A 22,149-nucleotide genomic window follows, 5' to 3' on the forward strand; every position below is an offset into this window, starting at 1 on the left:
TTATAAGGAATGCATCCATGAAAATATTAATAGGATTGATTGCCATATTCACCCTTTCCGGTTGTGTAAATATGCAAGACTTACGAAATAAAAAGCCGGATATTACATTTGCTACGAACAAATCAGTGAATGAAGTATCCAGTTGTATATTGGCCGACTGGCAAGTAAAAGTATTTCGTTATGGTAATGTATTTATTCAAGATAACATTAATCTTAATAATGGAAAAACTGTTTACTCTGAAACGCAAAGTGAGATGGCTGATGTGTTCATAGATAACAGTATGACAAGGATTAACTTTTATCATCAAAGTGCTTTGTTTTTTTATAGAGTAAATGACCGAATAGACAGCATTAAAAGATGCTTATGATTTCACTAAACCTGCTATGGCAGGTTTTTTATTGGTGGCTTATGAAAGAAATAATGACTCGTATAGAACTGTTTGGTGTTCTTGGTAAAACCTTCGGCAAGGTTCATCATCGGTTAATAAGAAATACACATGAAGCCACCAGAGCTTTAGCAGCAACTATTTCTGGCTTTGAAAAATTTATGATTTCCAGTAAGCGTCGTGGGCTTACTTACGCGGTTTTCAAAGGCAAAAAAAATATCGGAATAGATGATCTGGGATTTCCGGTTACCGGAGAGGTCATTCGTATAGTGCCTGTTATTATAGGCAGTAAGCGTGGAGGGGTACTCCAGACTATCCTCGGTGTTGCATTGGTTACAATCGCTGCTTTTGCAACTGGAGGTGCAGCAATTGGTATAAGCGGAGTCGCTTTTGCTGGTGGCTGGGGGGCTGTTGCCGCTATGGGGGTATCTATGACACTCGGCGGTATCATTCAATTGTTATCCCCTCAGCCTACCGGTTTGGCAAAAACACAATCAGTAGACAATAAACCGTCATATGCATTTGGTGGCGTAACCAATACGACATCGCAGGGTTATCCGGTGCCTCTGTTGTACGGTAAGCGCCGTATCGGTGGCGCAATTATTTCTGCCGGGATTTATATTGAAGACCAGCAGTAAATCAATCTTACTTGAATAACCGCCTCCAGGCGGTTTTTTTATGGGCGAAATATGGCAAATAAGAAAATTCAGGGGCGAAAGGGCGGCTCTTCATCTCCCCGCACGCCGACAGAACAGCCCGACGATCTCCAGTCGGTCGCGAAAGCAAAAATCCTGCTGGCGCTGGGTGAGGGTGAATTTTCAGGCGATCTCACCGGGCAATCTATTTTTCTGGATGGTACACCGCTGCTGAATGCTGATGGTTCGTCAAATTTCAGAGGTGTAACCTGGGAATTTCGCTCCGGTACTCAGGTGCAAACCTACATTCAGGGAATGCCTGGCGGCGAAAACGAAATCAGTCTTGGCGGCGTGGTTGTTTCAAGTAAGTCGCCGTGGACCCGAACACTGACCAATACTCAACTTTCTGCAGTTCGTCTGCGTCTTAAATGGCCGTCCATTTTCCGGCAGGAAAATGATGGAGACCTGGTGGGTTACACCATTAATTATGCGATTGATCTGCAGACGAATGGCGGCGCATTTCAGACGGTAATCAGTGCCTCAGTTAACGGGAAAAATACGTCAGGTTACGAGCGCAGCCATCGCATCAATCTGCCAGCCGGTGCTACAACGTGGACGGTTCGCCTGCGTAAAATCAGTGCGGACGCGAACAGCGCAAAAATCGGCGACGCAATGACGCTGCAAAGCTACACGGAAGTGATCGACGCTAAATTGCGCTATCCAAACACGGCGTTGCTATACGTTGAATTTGACTCCAGCCAGTTTAATGGCTCCATTCCGCAGATATCCTGCGAGCCGCGCGGGCGCGTTATCCGCGTCCCTGATACCTACGACCCTGAAACACGCACCTACAGCGGTACATGGTCAGGGGCGTTTAAGTGGGCGTGGACGGATAATCCGGCATGGATTTTTTATGATCTGGTGGTGAGTGACAGATTTGGCCTGGGTGACAGGCTGACGGCAGCTAACATCGATAAATGGATGCTGTACCAGGTTGCACAGTACTGCGATCAACTGGTCCCTGACGGTAAAGGCGGTGGAGGAACTGAACCACGCTATACCTGCAACGTTTACGTCCAGGATCGTAACGACGCTTATACCGTCCTGCGCGACTTTGCGGCTATTTTCCGGGGGATGACGTACTGGGGCGGCAATCAGATTGTTGCCCTGGCTGATATGCCGCGTGACGTCGATTACAGCTACACGAACGCAAATGCCGTTGACGGTAAATTCACTTACAGCAGCAATACCTCCAAAACCCGCTATACCACTGCGCTGGTTTCATATTCAGACCCTGCGAATGCGTATTCCGATGCTATGGAACCCGTGTTTGAACAGGATCTGGTGCGTCGCTTTGGTTTTAACCAACTTGAACTGACGGCTATTGGCTGCACCCGACAATCGGAGGCAAACCGTAAGGGGCGCTGGGGCATTCTGACCAATAACAAAGACCGCGTTGTAACGTTCTCTGTTGGTCTTGACGGGAATATTCCGCAACCGGGATACATTATTGCGATCAGTGATAGGGACCTGGCCGGAAAAGTGACTGGCGGCCGCATCAGCGCGGTAAGCGGTCGGGTACTGACGCTCGACCGCGTGCCGGATGCCGTGGCGGGTGATCGCATCATGGTGAACCTCCCGACAGGCGCATCACAGAGCCGCACCATTCAGGCTGTCAGCGGTAATAAAGTGACCGTTTCGACGGTGTTCACTACAATGCCAGAAGCCCAGGCGGTGTGGGTGGTTGAGTCAGATTCGCTTTATGCCCAGCAATACCGCGTCGTCAGTGTTACGGAAAATGACGACGGCACATTCACCATCGTGGGGGCAGCACATGATCCGGATAAATATGCACGCATTGATACCGGAGCGGTAATTGACGAGCGTCCAATCAGCGTGATCCCGCCGGGTAATCAGGCCGTGCCTTCGAATATCGTCATTTCCAGCTATGCCGTTGTGAATCAGGGGATCAGCCTGGAGACAATGCGCGTCAGTTGGGACCAGGCACCAAATGCTATTTCGTACGAGGCCCAGTGGCGGCGTAACGATGGCGACTGGGTTAACGTGCCCCGCAGCTCTACCGCGTCGTTTGAGGTGCCAGCCATCTATACCGGACGTTATCTTGCGCGGGTACGGGCTATTAACGCGGCTGAAATTTCCTCCGGCTGGGGATATTCAACCGAGACAACACTGACCGGGAAAACGGGAAACCCGCCGAAACCTGTCGGTTTCACGGCATCGGACAATGTGGTTTTCGGCATTGAACTGAACTGGGGATTCCCTGCAAACACGGACGACACGCTGAAAACGGAAATTCAGTACAGCGCCACGGGTACGACTGATGATGCGGTTTTACTGGCAGACGTGCCTTATCCGCTGCGCAAATATCAGCAGATGGGCCTCAAGGCGGGGCAGATTTTCTGGTACCGCGCGCAACTGGTGGACAGGACCGGGAACGAGTCGGGTTACACCGACTGGGTGAGAGGGCAGGCCAGTGTTGATGTGTCTGACATCACTGATGCCGTGCTTGAGCAGATCAAGGACACCGAACTGTTCAAAGACCTGATAGAAAATGCCGTGGAGAGCAGTGAAAAAGTTGCTGAACTGGCAGAGGCGGTCAGGCAAAACGCCGACCAACTGGCGGCGGCAGTGGGCGCGAACCGGCAGACGGCAGAGGCCATCATTGGTAATGCCCTGGCCATCGCTGATGTGGTGGTGAGGCAGTCGGCGCAGAACGGCGCAAACTCGGCATCGTTCACGCAGTTGCGGGAGGTGATTGCAACTGAAACACAGGCCCGTGTTACGGACGTGACGCGACTGGAGGCGAAAACCGACCAGAACGCTGCACAGGTAACGCAGCTCACGCAGGTGCTGGCTGACGAGACAGAGGCCCGCGCCACAGCGGTTGATACGCTGACGGCGCAGACGCAGGACAATGCCGCTAACGTAACGCAGCTCACACAGGCGGTGTCCACGCTCGACAGTTCTACCGCGTCCCGTTTCGACGAACTGTCAGGGAAAACGGCTAACGCGGCTGGTGGGGTGCAAAACACGGCGGTGGCGCTGATTCAGGAGACGCTGGCGCAGGTTAACACCCAGATGACGCTCAGTGCTCAGTACGGCGCAAACAGTGCCGGTATCCAGCGCGTTGATAACGTGATGGTGGATGCAAGTCGCGCCGTTGCTGAGTCGCTGAAAACCCTGGATGCCACGGCTGGTGGCAATGCCAATATCACTGATTTTGCGAAAACGATGTCTGATTTTACGCAGACCTCTGCAACGAAAATCAACTCACTGAGCGTCACGGTAAACGGCCAGGCCGCGGCAATTACCACGAACGCCCAGGCAGTAGCGGATATCAACGGCAACCTGAACGCGATGTACTCGATTAAGGTCGGCGTGGATGCCAACGGTGTGCAGTACGCGGCAGGGATGGGGCTGGGTGTGCAGAACACTCCTTCAGGCATGCAGTCACAGGTTATTTTCCTTGCTGACCGCTTCGCTGTTATGAGCCAGGCTGGTTCAGCCATCACGCTGCCGTTTGTTATTCAGAACGGCCAGACTTTCATTAACGATGCATTTTTCCGTGATGCCAGCATTCAGTTCGGGAAAATCAGCGATTCATTGAAGTCTGATAATTTCGTTTCTGGCCCGAATGGTATCGGGTGGAATTTGCCAAAAAGTGGCAATGCCGAACTCAACAATGTAACGGTGCGCGGAACTGTTTATGCGACGAATGGGGAGTTTTCCGGGAAAATCAATGCGACCAGCGGCTCGTTTAAAGGCACCGTTCAGGCCGATGCCTTTATTGGTGACGTGGCTAACGCGCAGGTTTTCGCGGATGGCGTTGAGGACAGTTTTTCCCAGCGAACGTTTACGTATTCAGACAGTGATTCTGGCGGGCGTGAGAAACACATCACAATTATGGCGATGATTTCCCTGCGTAATGTCCAATCCAATCCCAATGATACAGCGGTTGCAAACGTAACGCTGGCAATCGGATCGAGTACCAAGACATTTTCCATCATGACAACGAAATCCGCATCCACGATGGTGACAGTAATGCATAGCGCCCGTATTACTGCGAACACAATCAGTTGCAGAATTCAGTCTCAGGTACCCGTTGGTGCTACCTATGGTCTGACACAGGTTCATACCCCTACGATGATGGTTGCGCGCGGTTCCGGCGCATTCGTACAGACTAACTAATCCCCAATCCTCAAATGAATATGAAACCCGCTCCGCGGGTTTTTTTATGCCTGGAGAAAATATGAATTACACAACTGGCACTATTGCTATTGTCGGAAACACTCTGACGGGTACCGGTACGAATTTTACAGCAGCAGGGTCGCTTATCCGCGTTGGGTGCACGTTAATTTCCCTGTCTGCTTCCCCGCAGGTATTCCAGATAACAGCAATCAACAGCGCAACCCAGCTCACTGTGACGCCAGCGGCAAACCCGGCAATTGCTGCGGGTACTGCTTACGTCATCCTGCTGAGCGATAGTCTGAGCGTTGACGGCCTGGCTCAAAACATCGCTGAGACGCTAACGCTGTATCAAAAAAATATGAGCGGTTTCGCCGACGTGATGAACGGGGCGGGTGACGTCACTATCACGACTAACGGTGCTGCTATCACGGTGCCCGGTCAGAAGTCGCTGGCAAAAAAAGGGGCTAACTCAGATATCACCAGTCTGTCAGGGTTAACAACACCTCTCAGTCAATCCCAGGGGGGAACGGGATTAGCAAATCCATTCGGCACCACCCCCGGATCGTTTTGCCAGGGTAATGATTCGCGGCTGAATACAATTAACGGGAAAACCGGCGGATATCTAACAGGGAACATCAACAGTACCGTGGGTTCGACATCCACCGATACGGCGTTATCGGCCCCTGCGTTTGTCTCTGGCTATTCTGGGTATTTAACCCCTCACTGGAGCTCATTTAATCATAGATATGATCCGGCATGGGGTTCATATTCGTACATTACCGTGAATGGTGGTACGCAGATTAACTATTTCCGTTTCCTGGCAGATGGGAGGATGGTGGTTCCAAATATTATTTCAGCAGGTAATGCCGCTTATTATACGGATGGGAATATTAGTGGGGCACAATGGGCGCATTCTGGTTCATCGGATTTAAAGACATTCCTGGGTAAAAATTACGCGCCGTTATCAGACCGACGAATCAAGCGAAACATTCAACCCATCACACGCGAAGTTGCTATTGCGGAGGTGAAATCCTGGGCAACGTACACCTATGAATTTACATATGGGAAGCTGAGTAGTGGGGTCATTGCCGACGAGGTTAACGAGCGTTTTATCAGTGTTGTACCCGGAGAGTTTGAGGGGGTCGAGGATGTTAAAACGGTAGACCAGACAGGAATGTTGATGGGATTCGTCCCGCCCGTTCTCCAGTACCTGCTGGAACATGTCGAAAAACTGACTGCTCGTATTGCTGCAATGGAACCAAAAAAATCCGAGGAACCAGCAGCAGAATAATCAACACGTAATCAGTGCAAAAAATCGATAGTCACAAGTAGCGTTGTTCTGTTGCTGAATAAAAATTATATTTATATTCGGTAATTTGGGGAGGTGACTATATCGCGCAGAAATAATGTTTTTGTCGCGTTCCGTGACGCCGTATAACCAGATCCAAAAGTTGATATATGCCTACGTTCTCAGGCCTTTTAGGTGAAATGCGGCGGTATAATTACCTTTCCCATAGAATAAAAAACCGGCGGCCCGTAGGGTCTTCAGACTCCTAACCTCTGCGCTTCCACCAGATTAAACAAGGGCTTACCATTTGGTAAGCCCTTTGTTTTTGGCTCTTAGAAATCTCATCAAATTTGAACACTTCAACGTTGGCAGTTCGCTCGTCGGCGCGACCTGAATTTTTCGGTCATACACCCCACATGCCTCTCCGTTTTAAATCCGCTGGATAGTTCCTTTCCGGCTTCCTGCCTTGTTCTGTTCCAGCAATGGGTTAGCGTTTTGGGGAGTTGCGCCTTCCTCTCTCAGATCTGCCCGTTTTGCAGGCTCAGTTTGGGAAATGAGTTACACGGTAAATCACACCTGAGCAAATTTGTGAATCTGCTCAGGCATGTGTCGGCTACCATGATTCTCAATGCCATCGATACATCGCCTGGAATATAAGCAGGCTTTCCTGCGCGACGGACACACAGGTGGTCTTTGCCGCAGGGTTAAAGCCCTGCGAGAGCGATAAACAGAAGATCTCAGTAAATGCTCAAATCAAGGTTATTTACGGAGGGATTTAATCGCTTGTTCCACCAGCGCGGCATGTCTTTTCATATCCGCTACCATTTTTTTATCCCTATCCCCGGTAGACTTCGATGGGTTGGTGATTTTGCAGATTATTTCTGCTCTCCTGACGATTTCATCGCTGATCTGAATCAATCTTTCGGACTCGGTAATTGCCATGACTTCTCCCTGTTTGAATTAAACATTTAACAACGGCAGTTTCAGAAAAGTCTTAAATTTATTCTTCTCTCTCTTCCAGTGCAAGTGGGATTTTCTTTCTGAAGTCAGAGAGCAGCATCTGGTTTTACCGGCTGACACAGATCTTTCGCAAATCTACGGCAATAAACTCAGGTTTTGTCGGAGCAAAATGAGAACTCCGGATGCCCCGGCTACTGGATAAAGGCTAAATCTATGAGCAGGTTAGGTGAGTTGCTATTCCAGGTAACGAGCGAGCTGGCGTTAGCAAATAACACCCACTAAAAATGGTAGGGCTGACGATAACGGGTGTCATGATGAATAAACGAAATATTTGAGGATATATATTATATCGTCAACGCTACTGAAGGCTATTTCGTCACCGTCATTCCAGCTAAGTGATATAATCAATACCCATACAGATTTTCCACTTATTAAACACTATGCCGCTTTGATAGTTCTGTATTTTTTAACGTCTATGTAGTACGGCTTAATTTTCTAAAAATTGGCACGGAGGCAAGGGGAATGTCAGGAAAACAGCGCTCTTTTTTTTCTACAGTATTACATACTTCATTGGGAAGAAGTATGGCTTTGTTTCTTTTTATCATCAGCGTAGCCGTAGCAGCGATAAACAGTTGGACTATGTGGCAGTCCTGGCAAAATGAACTCGCGGAAAGTGAAAACGATGCACGAAACCTTTCTGTGTCGCTGGCTCGCCAGGCAGAAGATACCTTTTTACAGGTAGATATCACGCTTTCTGAGGTGGTGCGGCAATTAAATTTTTATGGTATAGACTACGCAAATACGCCCCCCTTTGCCCGGCACCTGAAAGAACTACACGATAAACTTACACAACTGCATGGCCTGTTTATATACGACGCCAGGGGGAATTGGGTCGTCACCACAGGGAATTATATACCCGCAAAAGCTAACAATGCCGATCGTGAATATTTTATATGGCATCAGCAGCATACTGAGCAAGGCATTCATATTGGTCACGTGATACGAAGTCGTTCCACTGGCGATCTGGTGATTCCGGTGTCAATGCGACTGAATGATACGAATGGTGATTTTGCGGGGGTAGCGCTGGCTACAATCAAAGTCGATTATTTCAGACACTTCTATAGTTATTTTATTATCGGTCCAAAAGATGCCCTCGGGCTTATTCTGGCTGATAGTTCTACTCTCTATGTTCGCCCTTTACCGGACTCGGCTATCAATAAGAATTTGTCTAACAGTCCTCTTTTTACTTTCGCACTTAAAGCGTCTGAAAGTGGAAGTGCCACCTGGGTTTCATTACTCGACGGCGTGGAGCGGATTTTTGGATATGCTCGCCTGGAACGGTATCCATTAATTGTGACCGCCGGTTATGACAAGGACCGAATTCGTACGACCTGGCTGCAAGAAAACATAGCCGATGCACTGCTTAATATCGCCATGCTCTTCATGATGCTTATTCTTGGCTTGTTTGTGCTGCGTCAGATTAACACAAATGCGCGAAATCAGGCTGAGCTGGCCTTAGTGCGGGACGAACTGACGACCATTAATCATACCCTCCAGTTGCTGGCACTGCTTGATGGGCTGACTGGCCTTGCCAATCGCAGACAATTTGATGAGTTTCTGGAAAGAAGCCTGATTCACTCGCAAAAAAGCAGGCTGCCTGTTTCTCTTATCATGATAGATATCGATTTTTTTAAACGTTATAACGACACCTATGGTCATGTGGCAGGTGATGCTTGCCTCAAAAAAGTTGGCAGCATACTGGGTTCTCTCGTTCATCGGCAGGGTGATCTGGTTGCCCGCTACGGTGGTGAGGAATTTGCCATCATTTTGTCTGAGGCTGATGCCTCGCAAGTAAAACAATTTGCTGATCATGTGGTTGTGAGTATCAGAGCGGCGGCAATTGCGCACATCTCGACAGACCTCCCGGAAAAAGTCGTCACCATCAGCGCAGGTTGTGCAACCATCGTCTCTGATGGTCAGAAGTGGGAAGCCGAAATGCTTAAAAAAAGTGCCGACAAAGCACTGTATGAAGCAAAGTTATCAGGACGAAACTGTGCGCAAGCAGAAGAGAGTTAATTGCCGAAATGCGGGGGCGGCAATACCCTGGAGTGCAGGAATTTCAGTTTCACTATGATGATATTGCCCTCATGTCAGGGCTTACTGAGTGGTTTTACACTTTTCGAAAATTAAACATGCTGCTCGTTACGGGCGTATCACCTGCCGTCGATCCGCAAGGGATCAGCGTTTGAATCTCTGCGCTTTCGCCGGAAAACGCCTGCTCATATACCTCACTTCCTCTTCGTCTCCTTTCCCCTGAATCTCCGCTTCTGTTTACAGCCCTCCGCGTAATCCAAATTACCTGCCTCATGTGCTTTCGCCAGTCAAACCCAATCCCGGTCTCCTATAGAAAAAGTCTGCATTAGGCTAGCAATATTAAATCGTAGTTCCCCTGGTATCGAAGTGCTATCACTCAGCAAATGACTGAATGCATTGACACAAAAGGATAACGACGATGTCACTTTCTTCGATTTCGCCCATTACACCATCCGAAAGGGCAGAGCAGGGGCTTGCCGCGCTGGAAGCCCGAATCAAACAGGATTTGGAATGGCTGGCGTTGCCTGCAAAACGCTGGTTGCCACAACAATCTGACGCACAGGCGCAGAACGTGGTGATCATTGGCGCAGGCATGGCGGGCCTGGCGGCGGCGTTCGCACTGCGCCTGCAGGGTATTGACGCCGTGCTGTATGACAAAGCGCCCAAAGATTTTGAAGGTCCCTGGGCAACAACCGCGCGCATGGAAACGCTGCGCTCGCCTAAACACCTTACCGGGCCGGCGCTTGATATTCCCTCTCTGACCTTTCGCGCCTGGTATGAAGCACAATTTGGCCTTGAGGCCTGGAATACGCTGGACAAGATCCCCCGTCTGCAATGGGCCGCGTATCTGCGCTGGTACCGCCAGGTGCTGGCGCTGGATGTGCGTAACGATCACGCCCTGACAGGTCTGAATCTGCACGACCCACAGCGTGTAGAACTGACCTTTTCGCACCAGGGTGAGATCCGGCGGGTGAGCGCGCGCAAAGTGATCCTGGCCATCGGAATGGATGCGTTTGGCGGACCTGCTATTCCGGATTTTGTCAGTGATGTACCAAAGCAGTATTGGGCACACTCAGAAGAGGCGATTGATTTTGCCGCTCTTGCAGGTCGTCGGGTTGCGGTGGTTGGCGGTAGCGCCACCGCGATGGATGTTTCGGCCACGGCGCTGGAAGCGGGTGCTGCGGGGGTTGAACTGCTGATCCGTCGTCCTGATTTTCCCCGCGTGAACCTGTCAAAAGGGGCAGGCAACCCGGGTTTTGAATCAGGCTATTTTAACCTGCCGGATGAGTGGAAATGGCGGCTGGCCCAGCATATCGCGACCGTCCAGACGCCGCCGCCGCACGGCAGCACGCTGCGCGTGTCGCGTCATCCCAACGCCTGGTTCAATTTTAACGCCCCGGTTGAGCGGGTCGAAACCCGCCAGGAGGGCATCGTTGTTCATACCCCGCAGGGCGAAGTGCCGGTAGATTTCCTGATCCTTGCCACCGGGTATGCTCTGGACTGGCATGCCCGTCCGGAATTTCATGCGCTGGTGGATCAGGTCAAAACCTGGGGCGATGCCTGGCAGCCTCCTGCTGATAAGCAGAACGCGCAACTGGCGAGTTATCCCTATCTGGGGGCTGATTTCGCGTTTCAGGCAAAACACAGTGACAGCCCCTCTTCGCTGGCGAGGGTGCACTGTTTTAGCCACCCGGCGCTGTTAAGCAACGGTCATGTCGTCGGCCTTATTCCTGGAATCAGCCAGGGCGCACGTACCCTGGCACAACATATTTCCGGGCAGCTTTATTTTGAAGATCGTGAACACCATTATCAGGCCATTATCCATTACGATGATCCCGAACTGCTGGGTGATGAGTGGCAGCCTGCCGCGCCCTATGCCTGGCGAGAACGCTAATTTCCTTGAGGCGCAGGTTGGGGCACTGTTGGCATTTCCCCGCCACCAGATTGCCCCAACCTGCGCCTTGCCGCCTGATAGCGATTGCCCTTTATTTGCTGAATCCAGTCTGGCCTGGACTCTGCGCTGCTGCCGATTTGGTGTCACATCTCGCTAACAAATTTACGCATATTCATTATCAGTATTGTTCTTTGCGGTTTACCCATCGCTGTGAAAATATCAAATCAGGTTTCGGACGGCTAGCCGCCTGTATGGGGGCATCCGGCCGCGCTCAGCACGACGCTTAAACGATAACTACAGGAAAAATAACAATGTCGATTTTGCTCTCCACATACCGATTTCGCCTTTTTGCCACGATGGCCCTGGCAGGGATCAGCGCCGCTTCAGTGGCCGCAGAAAACGCGCCCAAAAACGGCGGCACGCTAATCTATCTGGAACAACAGGCGCACACTAACCTCTATCCGCCTGCGGGCGGGTTTTACCCTAACGGCGGAATCCTCAACCAGATAACCGACAAGCTGACCTGGCAAAACCCGAAAACCCTGCAAATTGAACCGTGGATTGCGCAATCCTGGACCACCAACGCGGATTACACCGAGTACACCTTTAAACTTCGTCCTGGCGTCACCTTTTCGGACGGCACTCCGCTTGATGCCAACGCCGTAGCGAAAAATTTCGATACCTATGGTCTGGGCAATAAAGTCCTCAACCAGCCGGTGTCCGAGGTCATCAACAACTACCTGAAAAGCGAAGTGATCGATCCGCTAACGGTGAAGTTCTTTTTCAAATCTCCGTCGCCGGGTTTCCTGCAGGGCACCTCCGCCATTGGCTCCGGACTGGTCTCGCTCTCGACCCTGGAGAAAAACTTTAACCAGCTCGGCAGCGCGCGCAGCATTATTGGATCCGGTCCGTTTGTGGTGGAGAGCGACCGTCCGGGCCGCGAAGTTAAACTGGTGGCGCGTAAGGACTATAACTGGGCGCCGCCGAGTTTTGCCCATCAGGGGCGTCCTTATCTGGACGGCATTAACGTGCTGGTGACGCCGGAAGATAGCGTCCGTATTGGCGCGTTACTTTCCGGCCAGGCCGATGCGATTCGCCAGATTCAGGCCTACGACGAGAAGCGCGTCTCCGACAAAGGTTTTGCCGTTTATGCCTCCCCGACGCGTGGGGTGAACAACAGTGTTAACTTCCGCCCTGATAACCCACTGGTGGCGGATCAAAAGGTGCGTGAGGCGCTGCTGCATGCCACCAATACCAAAGAGATTGTCCAGACGCTCTTCTCCGCAAATTACCCGCAGGCCACATCAGTGTTAGCCAAAACGGCGGTGGGCTATGTGGATCTTTCCGACAAGCTGAAATTTGACCCGGCCCAGGCGGCGCGTCTGCTCGATGAGGCAGGCTGGAAAAGCGGCCCGGACGGCGTGCGACAGAAAGACGGGCAATCCCTGACGCTGACGGCGTACGAATCGCCGCCACAGCCGCAGAACAAAGAGACACTGCAACTGGTGGCGCAGCAGTGGGCCAAAGTGGGCGTCAAACTCAACGTCCTGGCGGGGGATGCGGGCAGTAAAACCCTCGATAACCTTGACCCGGCTAAAACGGGCGTATATCCGAGCATGGTGGGCCGCACGGATCCGGATGTTCTGAAAAGCCAGTACTTCCCGACGCTGCGCAATGTGCTGCTGCAAAAAGGGGGCGCCAGCGACAAAGTGAAGCAGTTTGAGGACGACCATCTGAACGCATTGCTCAGTGGTATCGCCTCCGCCACCTCACAGGATAAGCGTATTGCGCTGGTCAATGAGGTGCAGCAATACCTCATCGATAAAGCCTACGTCATCCCCATCTTTGAAGAGCCGCAGGTCTATGCCGGTGCGCCGTCCACCAAAGGGCTGAGCTTCGAAGCCGTAGGGCGCCCGAGTTTTTACAACACCTGGTTAGATAAATAACGCACGGGTTTCCCCTCGTCAGCGGGCGAGGGGCACCGTGAAAGAGGACAAGCCATGGGCAGATATCTGACGGTACGTTTTGGTCAGGCGCTGATAGTGTTATGGGCCGCCTTTACGCTCTCATTTGTGCTGTTACAGGCACTCCCGGGCGACGCAATATTGATCAAGTTCCAGAATCCGGATCTCGGGCTGAGCGCCGACCAAATTGCCCAGTTGCGCCTGAGCTATGGTGCTGACACACCGGTGCTGACGCAATATGTCCACGCGGTGGTCAGCCTGTTACATGGGGATTTCGGCCTTTCCGTCCAGACCGGCGTACCGGTCAGTGATTTACTAAGTGAGAATCTTCCTTCCACGCTCCTGCTGGCGCTGTTAGGGCTGATCGTCGCCACGATCCTGGCCTTTGTGCTGGCAGCACTCTCATTTCTGTCGCCGTTTAGCGGGCTGCGTGCGGCGCTGCAATCGCTGCCATCACTGTTTATTTCGGTGCCGACTTTCTGGCTCGGTATCGTGTTAATCCAGATTTTTTCTTTCCAGTTGGGGTGGATCCCGGTTATTAACCCAGGCCCATGGCAGGGCCTGATCCTGCCCACATTGACGCTGGCGTTACCGATTTCCGCGCCGCTGGCGCAAATTTTGATGCGCAGTATTGACCAGGTACAAACCCAGCCGTTTGTCGCCGTGGCACGCGCGAAAGGGGCCAGCCGGGCGGGGGTATTGTGGCGCCATGTGTTGGGCAATGCGCTGTTGCCCACGCTGACCGTGGCGGGGCTGTTATTGGGCGAACTTATCGCCGGCGCGTTGATAACCGAAACCGTATTTGGTCGCAGTGGCCTGGGGCAACTCACCCAGGAAGCGGTCAACACCCAGGACAGTAGCGTGTTACAGGCCATCGTGGTGATTTCCGCCAGCGCTTTTGTGGTGATTAACCTCGCCATCGATCTGCTGTATCCCTTGCTCGATCCCCGCCTGAAAAACAGTACAGGAGTCACCTCATGACGGTCGTTCCTCAGGGGAAGCTCAGCTTCCCGTCATTATACAAACGCGCTCGCGTGCCCCGTATGACGCTGCGTCCGGGCTTGCTTGCCGCCTGGTTGGTTTTGCTGACGGTTGTGCTCTGGGCGCTGTTTCCCGCCTGGTTTACCCATTTCAACCCAACAGACGGCGTGGCGGGCGCACAGCGTCTTGCCCCCGGCAACGGCTATCTGCTTGGCACCGACCAGTTGGGCCGCGACCTGTATACCCGCATTGTCTATGGTGCCGTGCATTCACTTTCCGGCGCGCTTATTGCGGTTGGTCTTGGGCTGGCGCTCGGTAGCCTGCTGGGGTTATTGGCCGGGGCGATTGGGGGCTGGTTCGATAGCCTGATCATGCGCGTTATCGATATTCTGCTCGCTATTCCCGGGCTGCTGCTGGCGCTGAGCGTCATCATTCTGCTGGGCTTCGGCACGGTGAACGCCGCCATCGCGGTGGGGATCACCTCGATTGCCAGTTTTACGCGGCTGGTGCGGGGTGAAACTCTGCGCGTGCGCCACAGCGATTTCGTCGAAGCGGCATGGGGCAGCGGCGGCACTTTTTTCAGTGTTCTATTACGCCATATCGTGCCTAACGCCCTGAGTACCGTCTTTGCCTTTGCCGCCCTGCAATTCGGCAGTGCGATTCTGGCTATTTCTACCCTCAGTTTCCTGGGGTATGGCGCACCGCCGCCCACGCCAGAGTGGGGATTGCTGATCGCCGAGGGCCGGAATTACCTTTCAACGGCCTGGTGGCTGACTGCCTTCCCGGGGATTGTCGTCGTGCTGGTGGTGCTGGCGGCCAACCGTGTCAGCCTATCATTACGTAGGGGGCAATCATGAGCCTGAACCTGAGTCTGCAACAGAGCAGCGCTACCGTACCGGTACTGGAGCTGGAGGATGTCACCATCCGTTACCGCACCGCCGAAGGCGATCGCACGGTGGTTGAAGGGGTGTCATTTCAGATCAACCCCGGTGAAGTGGTGGCGCTGGTCGGGGAGTCCGGTTCCGGCAAGACCACCACGGCACAGGCGGTCATTGGCTTGCTCAGTGAAAACGGTCGCCTGACCCGGGGGGCGATTCGCCTGAACGGCACCGATATCAGCCGCTGGTCGCAAAAGCAACTGGACGGCATTCGCGGTGCGCGTATCAGTCTGATTCCCCAGGATCCCACCAGCTCGCTCAATCCGGTCAAAACCATCGGCGCGCAGGTTGATGAGATCCTGCGTTTGCACCAGCGCGCGCCCCGTCAGGTGATTCGCCAGCAAACTCTGGCGCTCCTGGCCCGCGTTGGGCTGACGCAACCCGAGCTACGTGCGCAGCAATATCCGTATCAGCTTTCGGGCGGTATGAAGCAGCGGGTCTTGATTGCGATTGCCATTGCATTGAAACCTGCGCTGATTGTTGCCGATGAGCCGACCAGCGCACTGGACGTGACGGTACAAAAGCGCGTGCTCGATTTACTGGATGAACTGCGGCGTGAAAGCGGCACGGCTGTGCTGTTTGTGACCCATGATTTAGGCGTGGCGGCAGAACGCGCCGACAGGCTGGTGGTCTTCCAGCGTGGACATGTGCAGGAGCAAGGCCCCATTCAGGCGGTGTTGCAGGCACCCCGCAGCCAGTATGCGAGAGCGCTGCTGGCGGATGTGCCGTCGCTCAATCCCACGCCGCGCGTGCCACGGACAAGCGGCGGTGACACAGTGATTCGGGTGGATAATCTGGTCCAGACCTATCCGCTCTCCACCGACAACAAAACGCTGTTCCGTGCGGTGGATAATTTATCGTTTAGCGTTGAACGCGGCACCACACATGCCATCGTGGGGGAGTCGGGGTCGGGGAAAACCACAACGGCGCGCAGCCTGCTTGGCTTTCATCGCCCCACCAGCGGACAGATTCTGATCGAGGGGACAGACATCACCCGCCTGAAAGGAGAGCCGCTGCGTCAGTTCCGGCAAAAAATTCAACTGGTCTATCAGAATCCGTTCAGTTCACTCGATCCAGCGCAGCGTCTGTTCGACATTGTGGAGGAGCCTCTGCGCAACTTTGGCCGCTTCGATCGGGCAACGCGCGCGCAGAAAGTCCATGAGATGTTTGAACGCGTGGCGCTACCGCACGAGCTACTGACCCGTAAACCGCATGAACTCTCCGGCGGCCAGCGCCAGCGCGTGGCCATTGCGCGAGCGCTCATTCTGGAACCCCAGGTGCTGGTACTCGACGAAGCGGTTTCCGCCCTTGATGTGACGGTACAGGCGCAAATCCTGCGCCTGCTCGATACGCTCCAGCGCGAGCTCGGCCTGACCTATCTGTTTATCTCCCACGATCTCTCCGTGGTGCGGCAAATTGCCGACACCGTGAGCGTGCTCCACCACGGAAAGCAGGTGGAGACCGGCCCGGTAGAACACATTTTTAGCCACTCCCGTGATCCTTACACGCGGGAGCTGATCGACGCCATTCCCGGCATGACGCACCGTACTCAACAACAGGAGATTTTATGACGTTGCATGACCCTTTGATTCCGGAAAAAGAGACGGCGTTACACGCTCACGACCTGCTCGACAGCCTGGCCGGGATTGCGCCGGACAGTGAACTGGCCGCCGCTCGCCAGACGCGGGAAGCGGCAACGCGCCATACTCAGGGCAGCTATGAGGCGCTTTTTTCCGCCCGGGCTGTACAGGGAAAGCTGTCGCTCGCCGTGCGATTCTGGCTGGCGGCGCAGATTAGCAACTGGCTGCGGGACAGCGTACTGCGCCGCTATTACGAGCAACGCGGCAAAGACGTTACTGTCCCGAACGTGACCCCGGCGCTGAACGCGGCGCTGGCCCATGCCAGGACACTCACGCTACATCCCGTAAGCGCGCAGGCGGCTGACTTACAGACCTTGCTGAACGCCGGATGGTCAGAGGACGATATTGTGACCCTGTCGCAATTAACCGCCTTTATCAGTTTCCAGAGCCGCTTATTACGCGGCTATCGTCTACTGACAGGCCATGAGGTGGACATCCCACAGCCACAAGCCGTAACGGCAGGGGAGTGGCATACGCAGCCACAGACGCTTACGGGCAAACGGGCGCCGGTTGCCTTTACCCAGGCGGAGCTCGGCTGGGAGCCGTGGATTGCGGCAAAAGCGCTGCCTGATTTTAACGCCGACGAGCAGGCGACCCTGGCCCGTTTCGGCCATAGCGAGTCGGACTATTTCCGTCTGCTGGGGCGTAATCTCCCCGTGCTTGAGCAGCGCACGCTGACGGATAAAGGGATTTTCTATACCGCGTCGGGATTGCCGCGCGCCGAGCGCGAACTGGCGGCAACTGTCGCCAGTAAGGTCAACGGCTGCATTTATTGCGCCTCGGTACATGCCCGTAAAGCAAGCCAGCTTTCTAAACAGCAGGAAGCGGTGCAACATCTGTTGGATATCGCCCCCGGTGGCGATTTGGCACAACGGCAGTCTCCACGCTGGCAGGCGCAGATCAATTTCGTTGCACGTCTCTCCAGCACGCCCGCACAGGCCAGCGCGCAGGATGTGGTGCAACTGCGTGAACAGGGGCTGAGTACCCTGGAGATTGTGGATCTTGTGCAATCAGCCGCGTTTTTCGCATGGGCCAATCGCCTGATGCTGACGCTTGGCGAACCTTACTGGCCGCAGGCGTGAGCCGTTAAAGAGAATATAAAGGATGATCCGCGACGATAAAGAGCGGATCATCCTTTCCCCCACCTTTATTTCCCGTTAATAGTTTAAATAGGTCAATTTCCGCAAATACTCCCATTTCGGAAATGTGTTTTTCAACTTTGCATATGTATTTTTCTTGTTTGTCTTTATAGACCCACCGGCAATATAGTTTTTTTAAAGAAATAGATGCCGCCGTTGTGCATTTATCAGGGATAGCCCGCTGCGAAAATATAATGATGATTGCCATTGAGAAAATCAGTAAAAGTTTTACTGGCGAAAAAATACTAAAAGAGGTTTCGCTTTCCATTAACGCAGGGGAAATTATCTGCATTATTGGCCCAAGCGGCTCGGGTAAAACGACACTGTTGCGCACGCTGAATTTTCTGGAACCCGCCGACAGCGGACAAATAAAAATTGACGACGCCATTGTTGATTGCGCCAAAGCAGGAAAAAAAGAGATTGAAAAAATACGCGCGAAAACTGCGATGGTCTTTCAATCCTGGAATCTGTTTCATAATCTCACCGCCTTGCAAAATATTACCGAAGGCTTGATCTATGCGCAAAAGCGCCCGCGTCAGGAGGCGGTCGCGACGGCTGAACGCCTGCTAAAACAGGTCGGATTGTTACATAAAAAAGATCACTATCCGAACAACCTTTCTGGCGGGCAAAAACAGCGTATTGGCATTGCCCGTGCGCTGGCGATTAACCCGGCGGTGCTATTGCTGGATGAACCCACATCGGCGCTGGATCCGGAGAAAGTCGGCGAGGTTCTGACACTCATTCAGGAGATTGCCGCGAACGGGCAAACGATGATTATCGTAACTCATGAAATGGAATTCGCCCGCCAGGTCGCTTCCAGAGTGGTGTTTATGGAAAACGGGGAAATCGTGGAGCAGGGGCCGCCGGAGCAGATTTTTGGCGCGGCGTTACACACGCGCACACAGGCGTTTCTTGCCCGGCTCCGTTTCCACGCCTGAGGCTAATGTAATGAATCCACAACCGTTGTTGCGTTCCGACGATCTGCTATTGATTGTGCCGAAATTACTGGAAAACCTGCCGATCACCCTGGGGATCACGCTGGCCTCTTTATTGCTCGGTCTGGCACTTGGTCTGGTCGCTACTGTCTTGCAGTTTAGTCGCTCATCGTTATTGAGATGGCTGGCAAAAGCATACACCGATGTGCTGCGCGGTGCGCCGCTGGCGCTGTTAATCCTGCTCTTTTTCTTCGGCGGGAAACTGATTCTCTCAGCGCTGGAACTTCCTGCGCTACTGATCAGCGATATGACTTTTGCCATCTTGTCTATTTCCGTCGGCATCAGCCCTTATTTTGCCGAAATGATGCGCTCGGCATGGAATGCCGTGGATATCGGACAAAAAGAGGCGATACGCAGTTTGAATATTCCCTGGCACATGGGTATTGCGCGCGTTATTTTTCCGCAGGGGCTCATTATCGCTATTCCCAATTTCGGCAACCTTCTAATCAATCTGGTGAAGATGACATCACTGGTAAACATTATTGGTATTGTCGATATTTTTGGTCGCGCACAAAAAATCTCGCAAAACAGTTATGGTGCAAAGCAGGTCGCGGCGTTTATTAGCGTCATTCTCATCTACTGGTTGCTTAACATGATTATCTTTTATCTCACAAATCGTATTGAGAAAAAGTATCAATATTTACTGGAGTAAAAGACGACTATGTTTAGCCTCGATTTTATGCGGGATAATTTCACGTTTATATTAAGCGCGCTACCGGTCACGTTACTGATCACTTTTTTATCGTTAATATTTTCAACGTTATTAGGCGGTGTTTTTGCCTGGGTGATGATTGGTAATGTGCCTTACGTGAAATATCTGGTGCAGGTGTTTATCTCTTTCGGGCGCTCTATCCCCATGCTGGTAATGCTCTATTTTGTCTTTTATGTCTGGCCGTGGATTGCCAGCGGGCTTTGGGGCGGGCCGCAGGATACGCCGTTTAGTTACAAACTCTCACCGCTGGTGGCCGCCGTAACTGCTTTTTCCGTGGTGTTTAGCGCCTACTTTGCCGAGACTTTTCGCTCCGCGTGGAATGCCGTGGAAAAAGGGCAACGCGAGGCCGCATGGTCGATAGGGCTGAGCGGCTTTACCCAGTTTCGACGCATCATTTTTCCGCAGGCGGCGGTATCCGCGCTACCCAACTACACCAGCGTTCTGATTGACCTGATCAAGGATACGTCACTGGTTTACACCATTACGGTGGTGGATGTGATGGCTAAGGCGAATATCGCCGCAGCGCGCGGTTTTCATTATGTGGAGGCCTATTGCATCGTTCTGCTTATTTATATTGCGCTCTGTCTGGTCCTTACCTGGATATTGCGACATATCGAGGTGTATCTCAGTAACCGGTGGAAAAGCCATGCACGTAAAGTGGTTCCATCTCACTCATTTTGGGGAAAGAAATATGTTCAAAAATAAGCTGTTGTTGGTAAGTTCACTGCTCCTGGCAATGAATATAACGGTGGCGCAAGCGGTCGAAAAAAGCCCTGATGCGCAAACTGTTGAAGTGGTGGTGAATGCAAACGGGTTCCCGTTTAGCTTTGTAGACGATAACAATAATATTACCGGTTACGACGGTGAGTTATTAAAAATCATTGATCAGAAGCTCACCGACTATAAGTTCCATTTTAATGCGGTCTCCCGCGATGCGATGATTGTCGGTCTGTCCACCGGCGCATACACCCTTGCGGCTGACCATTTTTATCTGACAAAAGAGCGTGCGGCGCAATACGCTTACTCCGGCCAGCCTTCGGGCATCAGCGACCTGCGTTTAATTGTGCGTAACAATGAAAACGACATTCATACGCTGGCCGATCTGGCGAGCGGCAAGAAGAAACTGGTGCCGATTCATACATCCGATGCGCGTTATACCGTGATTGATAACTACAACAAAAAGCACCCAGGCCAGCAAATCAATCTACAGCCGAACGGTGAGCAGTCTGCGGCGGACATTTTCAAAGCCGTTGCTTCTGGTGAATATGATGCGGCTATCTATCCGGTTGGCGCCTTACTGGCGTTAAACAAAGCGCTGAATCTGAACCTGAAAGCCTCCGAGTCTGTCGGCCTGTTCCCTAACGTCTATCTCTACAAAAAGAGTGCTGACCCGAAACTGATCAAAGCCATCGACACCGAGCTGGAAGCCCTCAAAAAAGATGGCACGCTCGCCGCGTTGTCTCGCAAGTGGTATGACGAAGACGTTTACGGCCTGCCGGGTGCAGAGAACGTCAAAGTGAACACCGACTGGGAATAATCATTCAAGGGGGGCTTCATGACCACATTAAAATGGGACCATGCCGTGCAGTTTGTTAACCAGCCGCAAGAGGCCATTGCCATCTTTACGGGGCAGAGGCTCAACGCGCTTGCCGGTGGGCGTCACCCTGGCTGGGGAACATGGAATGCACTCAGCTATTTTGGGCTGACCTATATTGAATTTCTCGCCATCGCTGATCAGGCTGAACTGGCGTCGGCACAGACCGATTTTTTGCTCTCCCGCGATGCGGCGCACCTGTTGCCGGAAAACCAGGCGCTGCATCGGGTGGCGCTGCGCTCGGATGATATTGACCAGACGCATGCGCAATTGCGCAGCAAAGGATTACAGGTCTCGCCGATAGTCGATGGCCAGCGTAACGACCCGCAGGGCAATGTGATTAGCTGGCGCATCTTCACCATCGATGGGGATTTTAACGGCCTGCCTTATCCTTTTATTTTGCAATGGGGTGAGGACGATAATGCCCGGCTGGCGCGACTACGTGCTCAGGGGCTCGACAGGCCACATCCCGCAGGCGAAGTGACATTACAGAGTGCCATTTTTGACGTGCAGGATCCGCAGGCTGTGCGAGCACACTGGCATAAGTTGTTTGGTTTCAACGAATCGCCGGAGGGGCTGGCGGTGGGCGAACAGCGCTTTATCTTTCGCCAGAGTGCGGCTAATCGGTTAGTTGAACTGGTCTTTAACGTCTCTGACCCGGCGCTGAAAGGCCACCGTTTTCATGTAGGTAACGGCGAATATCGCTTTCAATAAGGAGAG

18 protein-coding genes are annotated in these 22,149 nt (G+C 52.7%); 16 read left to right on the top strand and 2 right to left on the bottom strand.

All coding sequences use genetic code 11. The features are described 5' to 3' along the window. Positions 1-17 precede the first annotated feature (17 nt). The 4 genes from ABIB59_RS05670 to ABIB59_RS05685 all read left to right on the top strand — a co-directional run bounded on the left by ABIB59_RS05670 (position 18) and on the right by ABIB59_RS05685 (position 6,521). Entirely contained in the window at positions 18-368 is a 351-nt protein-coding gene (locus tag ABIB59_RS05670) for a hypothetical protein (RefSeq protein WP_334748337.1), read from the top strand. A 41-nt stretch (positions 369-409) separates the two neighbouring features. Next, positions 410-1,024, top strand: a complete 615-nt coding sequence (locus tag ABIB59_RS05675; RefSeq protein ID WP_354034942.1) for a tail assembly protein — start codon at positions 410-412, stop codon at positions 1,022-1,024. Positions 1,025-1,075: 51 nt separating this feature from the next. After that, positions 1,076-5,230 (top strand): TipJ family phage tail tip protein, encoded by a 4,155-nt coding sequence (locus tag ABIB59_RS05680; RefSeq protein WP_354034392.1) that lies wholly within the window; start codon positions 1,076-1,078, stop codon positions 5,228-5,230. A gap of 61 nt (positions 5,231-5,291) precedes the next feature. Continuing rightward, positions 5,292-6,521: a tail fiber domain-containing protein gene (locus ABIB59_RS05685; RefSeq protein ID WP_354034394.1), complete on the top strand. Its 1,230-nt coding sequence runs from the start codon at positions 5,292-5,294 to the stop codon at positions 6,519-6,521. 756 nt (positions 6,522-7,277) lie between these two features. On the opposite strand, the gene ABIB59_RS05690 is transcribed toward ABIB59_RS05685, so the two are convergent. Next, a complete protein-coding gene (locus tag ABIB59_RS05690; protein ID WP_039078626.1) occupies positions 7,278-7,460 on the bottom strand; it encodes a hypothetical protein in 183 nt (60 codons plus the stop codon). Positions 7,461-8,000: 540 nt separating this feature from the next. Here ABIB59_RS05690 and ABIB59_RS05695 point away from each other — a divergent pair. From ABIB59_RS05695 to ABIB59_RS05725, 7 genes are all read left to right on the top strand, one after another. Then, on the top strand, positions 8,001-9,554 hold the full coding sequence (locus ABIB59_RS05695) for a sensor domain-containing diguanylate cyclase (protein WP_354034396.1): 1,554 nt from the start codon (positions 8,001-8,003) through the stop codon (positions 9,552-9,554). A gap of 436 nt (positions 9,555-9,990) precedes the next feature. Next, positions 9,991-11,466: an NAD(P)-binding domain-containing protein gene (locus ABIB59_RS05700; RefSeq protein WP_354034398.1), complete on the top strand. Its 1,476-nt coding sequence runs from the start codon at positions 9,991-9,993 to the stop codon at positions 11,464-11,466. Between the two features lie 311 nt (positions 11,467-11,777). Further along, the gene (locus ABIB59_RS05705) at positions 11,778-13,412 is read left to right on the top strand and encodes a TIGR04028 family ABC transporter substrate-binding protein (RefSeq protein ID WP_502910482.1); all 1,635 of its coding nucleotides are present in this window, start codon (positions 11,778-11,780) and stop codon (positions 13,410-13,412) included. Positions 13,413-13,466: 54 nt separating this feature from the next. Next, on the top strand, positions 13,467-14,411 hold the full coding sequence (locus ABIB59_RS05710; RefSeq protein ID WP_103245722.1) for an ABC transporter permease: 945 nt from the start codon (positions 13,467-13,469) through the stop codon (positions 14,409-14,411). Then, positions 14,408-15,268: an ABC transporter permease gene (locus tag ABIB59_RS05715; protein ID WP_354034400.1), complete on the top strand. Its 861-nt coding sequence runs from the start codon at positions 14,408-14,410 to the stop codon at positions 15,266-15,268. Before ABIB59_RS05710 ends, ABIB59_RS05715 begins: the two co-directional genes overlap by 4 nt. Next, complete coding sequence (locus ABIB59_RS05720; protein ID WP_317077891.1) at positions 15,265-16,920, top strand: dipeptide ABC transporter ATP-binding protein; 1,656 nt, start codon at positions 15,265-15,267, stop codon at positions 16,918-16,920. The genes ABIB59_RS05715 and ABIB59_RS05720 overlap by 4 nt, the downstream gene beginning before the upstream one ends. After that, positions 16,917-18,071, top strand: a complete 1,155-nt coding sequence (locus ABIB59_RS05725; RefSeq protein WP_354034402.1) for an alkylhydroperoxidase domain protein — start codon at positions 16,917-16,919, stop codon at positions 18,069-18,071. The genes ABIB59_RS05720 and ABIB59_RS05725 overlap by 4 nt, the downstream gene beginning before the upstream one ends. 4 nt (positions 18,072-18,075) lie before the next feature. Here the strand turns inward: ABIB59_RS05725 and ABIB59_RS05730 are convergent, their stop codons facing one another. Then, positions 18,076-18,336 carry a hypothetical protein gene (locus tag ABIB59_RS05730; RefSeq protein ID WP_079496770.1) on the bottom strand — a complete coding sequence of 87 codons (261 nt, stop codon included), beginning with the start codon at positions 18,334-18,336 and terminating at the stop codon, positions 18,076-18,078. Between ABIB59_RS05730 and ABIB59_RS05735 the strand changes: the two genes are divergently transcribed. From ABIB59_RS05735 to ABIB59_RS05755, 5 genes are read left to right on the top strand one after another with little or no spacing between them, the layout of a single operon-like run. Further along, entirely contained in the window at positions 18,326-19,066 is a 741-nt protein-coding gene (locus tag ABIB59_RS05735) for an amino acid ABC transporter ATP-binding protein (RefSeq protein WP_354034945.1), read from the top strand. The genes ABIB59_RS05730 and ABIB59_RS05735 overlap by 11 nt on opposite strands. A gap of 10 nt (positions 19,067-19,076) precedes the next feature. After that, positions 19,077-19,775, top strand: a complete 699-nt coding sequence (locus ABIB59_RS05740; RefSeq protein ID WP_039078633.1) for an ABC transporter permease subunit — start codon at positions 19,077-19,079, stop codon at positions 19,773-19,775. Positions 19,776-19,784: 9 nt separating this feature from the next. Continuing rightward, entirely contained in the window at positions 19,785-20,540 is a 756-nt protein-coding gene (locus ABIB59_RS05745) for an amino acid ABC transporter permease (RefSeq protein WP_039078634.1), read from the top strand. Continuing rightward, a complete protein-coding gene (locus ABIB59_RS05750; RefSeq protein ID WP_354034405.1) occupies positions 20,527-21,372 on the top strand; it encodes a transporter substrate-binding domain-containing protein in 846 nt (281 codons plus the stop codon). Before ABIB59_RS05745 ends, ABIB59_RS05750 begins: the two co-directional genes overlap by 14 nt. Positions 21,373-21,390: 18 nt before the next feature. Next, positions 21,391-22,143 carry a VOC family protein gene (locus ABIB59_RS05755; protein WP_354034407.1) on the top strand — a complete coding sequence of 251 codons (753 nt, stop codon included), beginning with the start codon at positions 21,391-21,393 and terminating at the stop codon, positions 22,141-22,143. Positions 22,144-22,149: the final 6 nt, after the last annotated feature.

It is taken from the genome of Citrobacter sp. UYEF32, from assembly GCF_040546205.1.
GTDB lineage: Bacteria > Pseudomonadota > Gammaproteobacteria > Enterobacterales > Enterobacteriaceae > Phytobacter > Phytobacter diazotrophicus.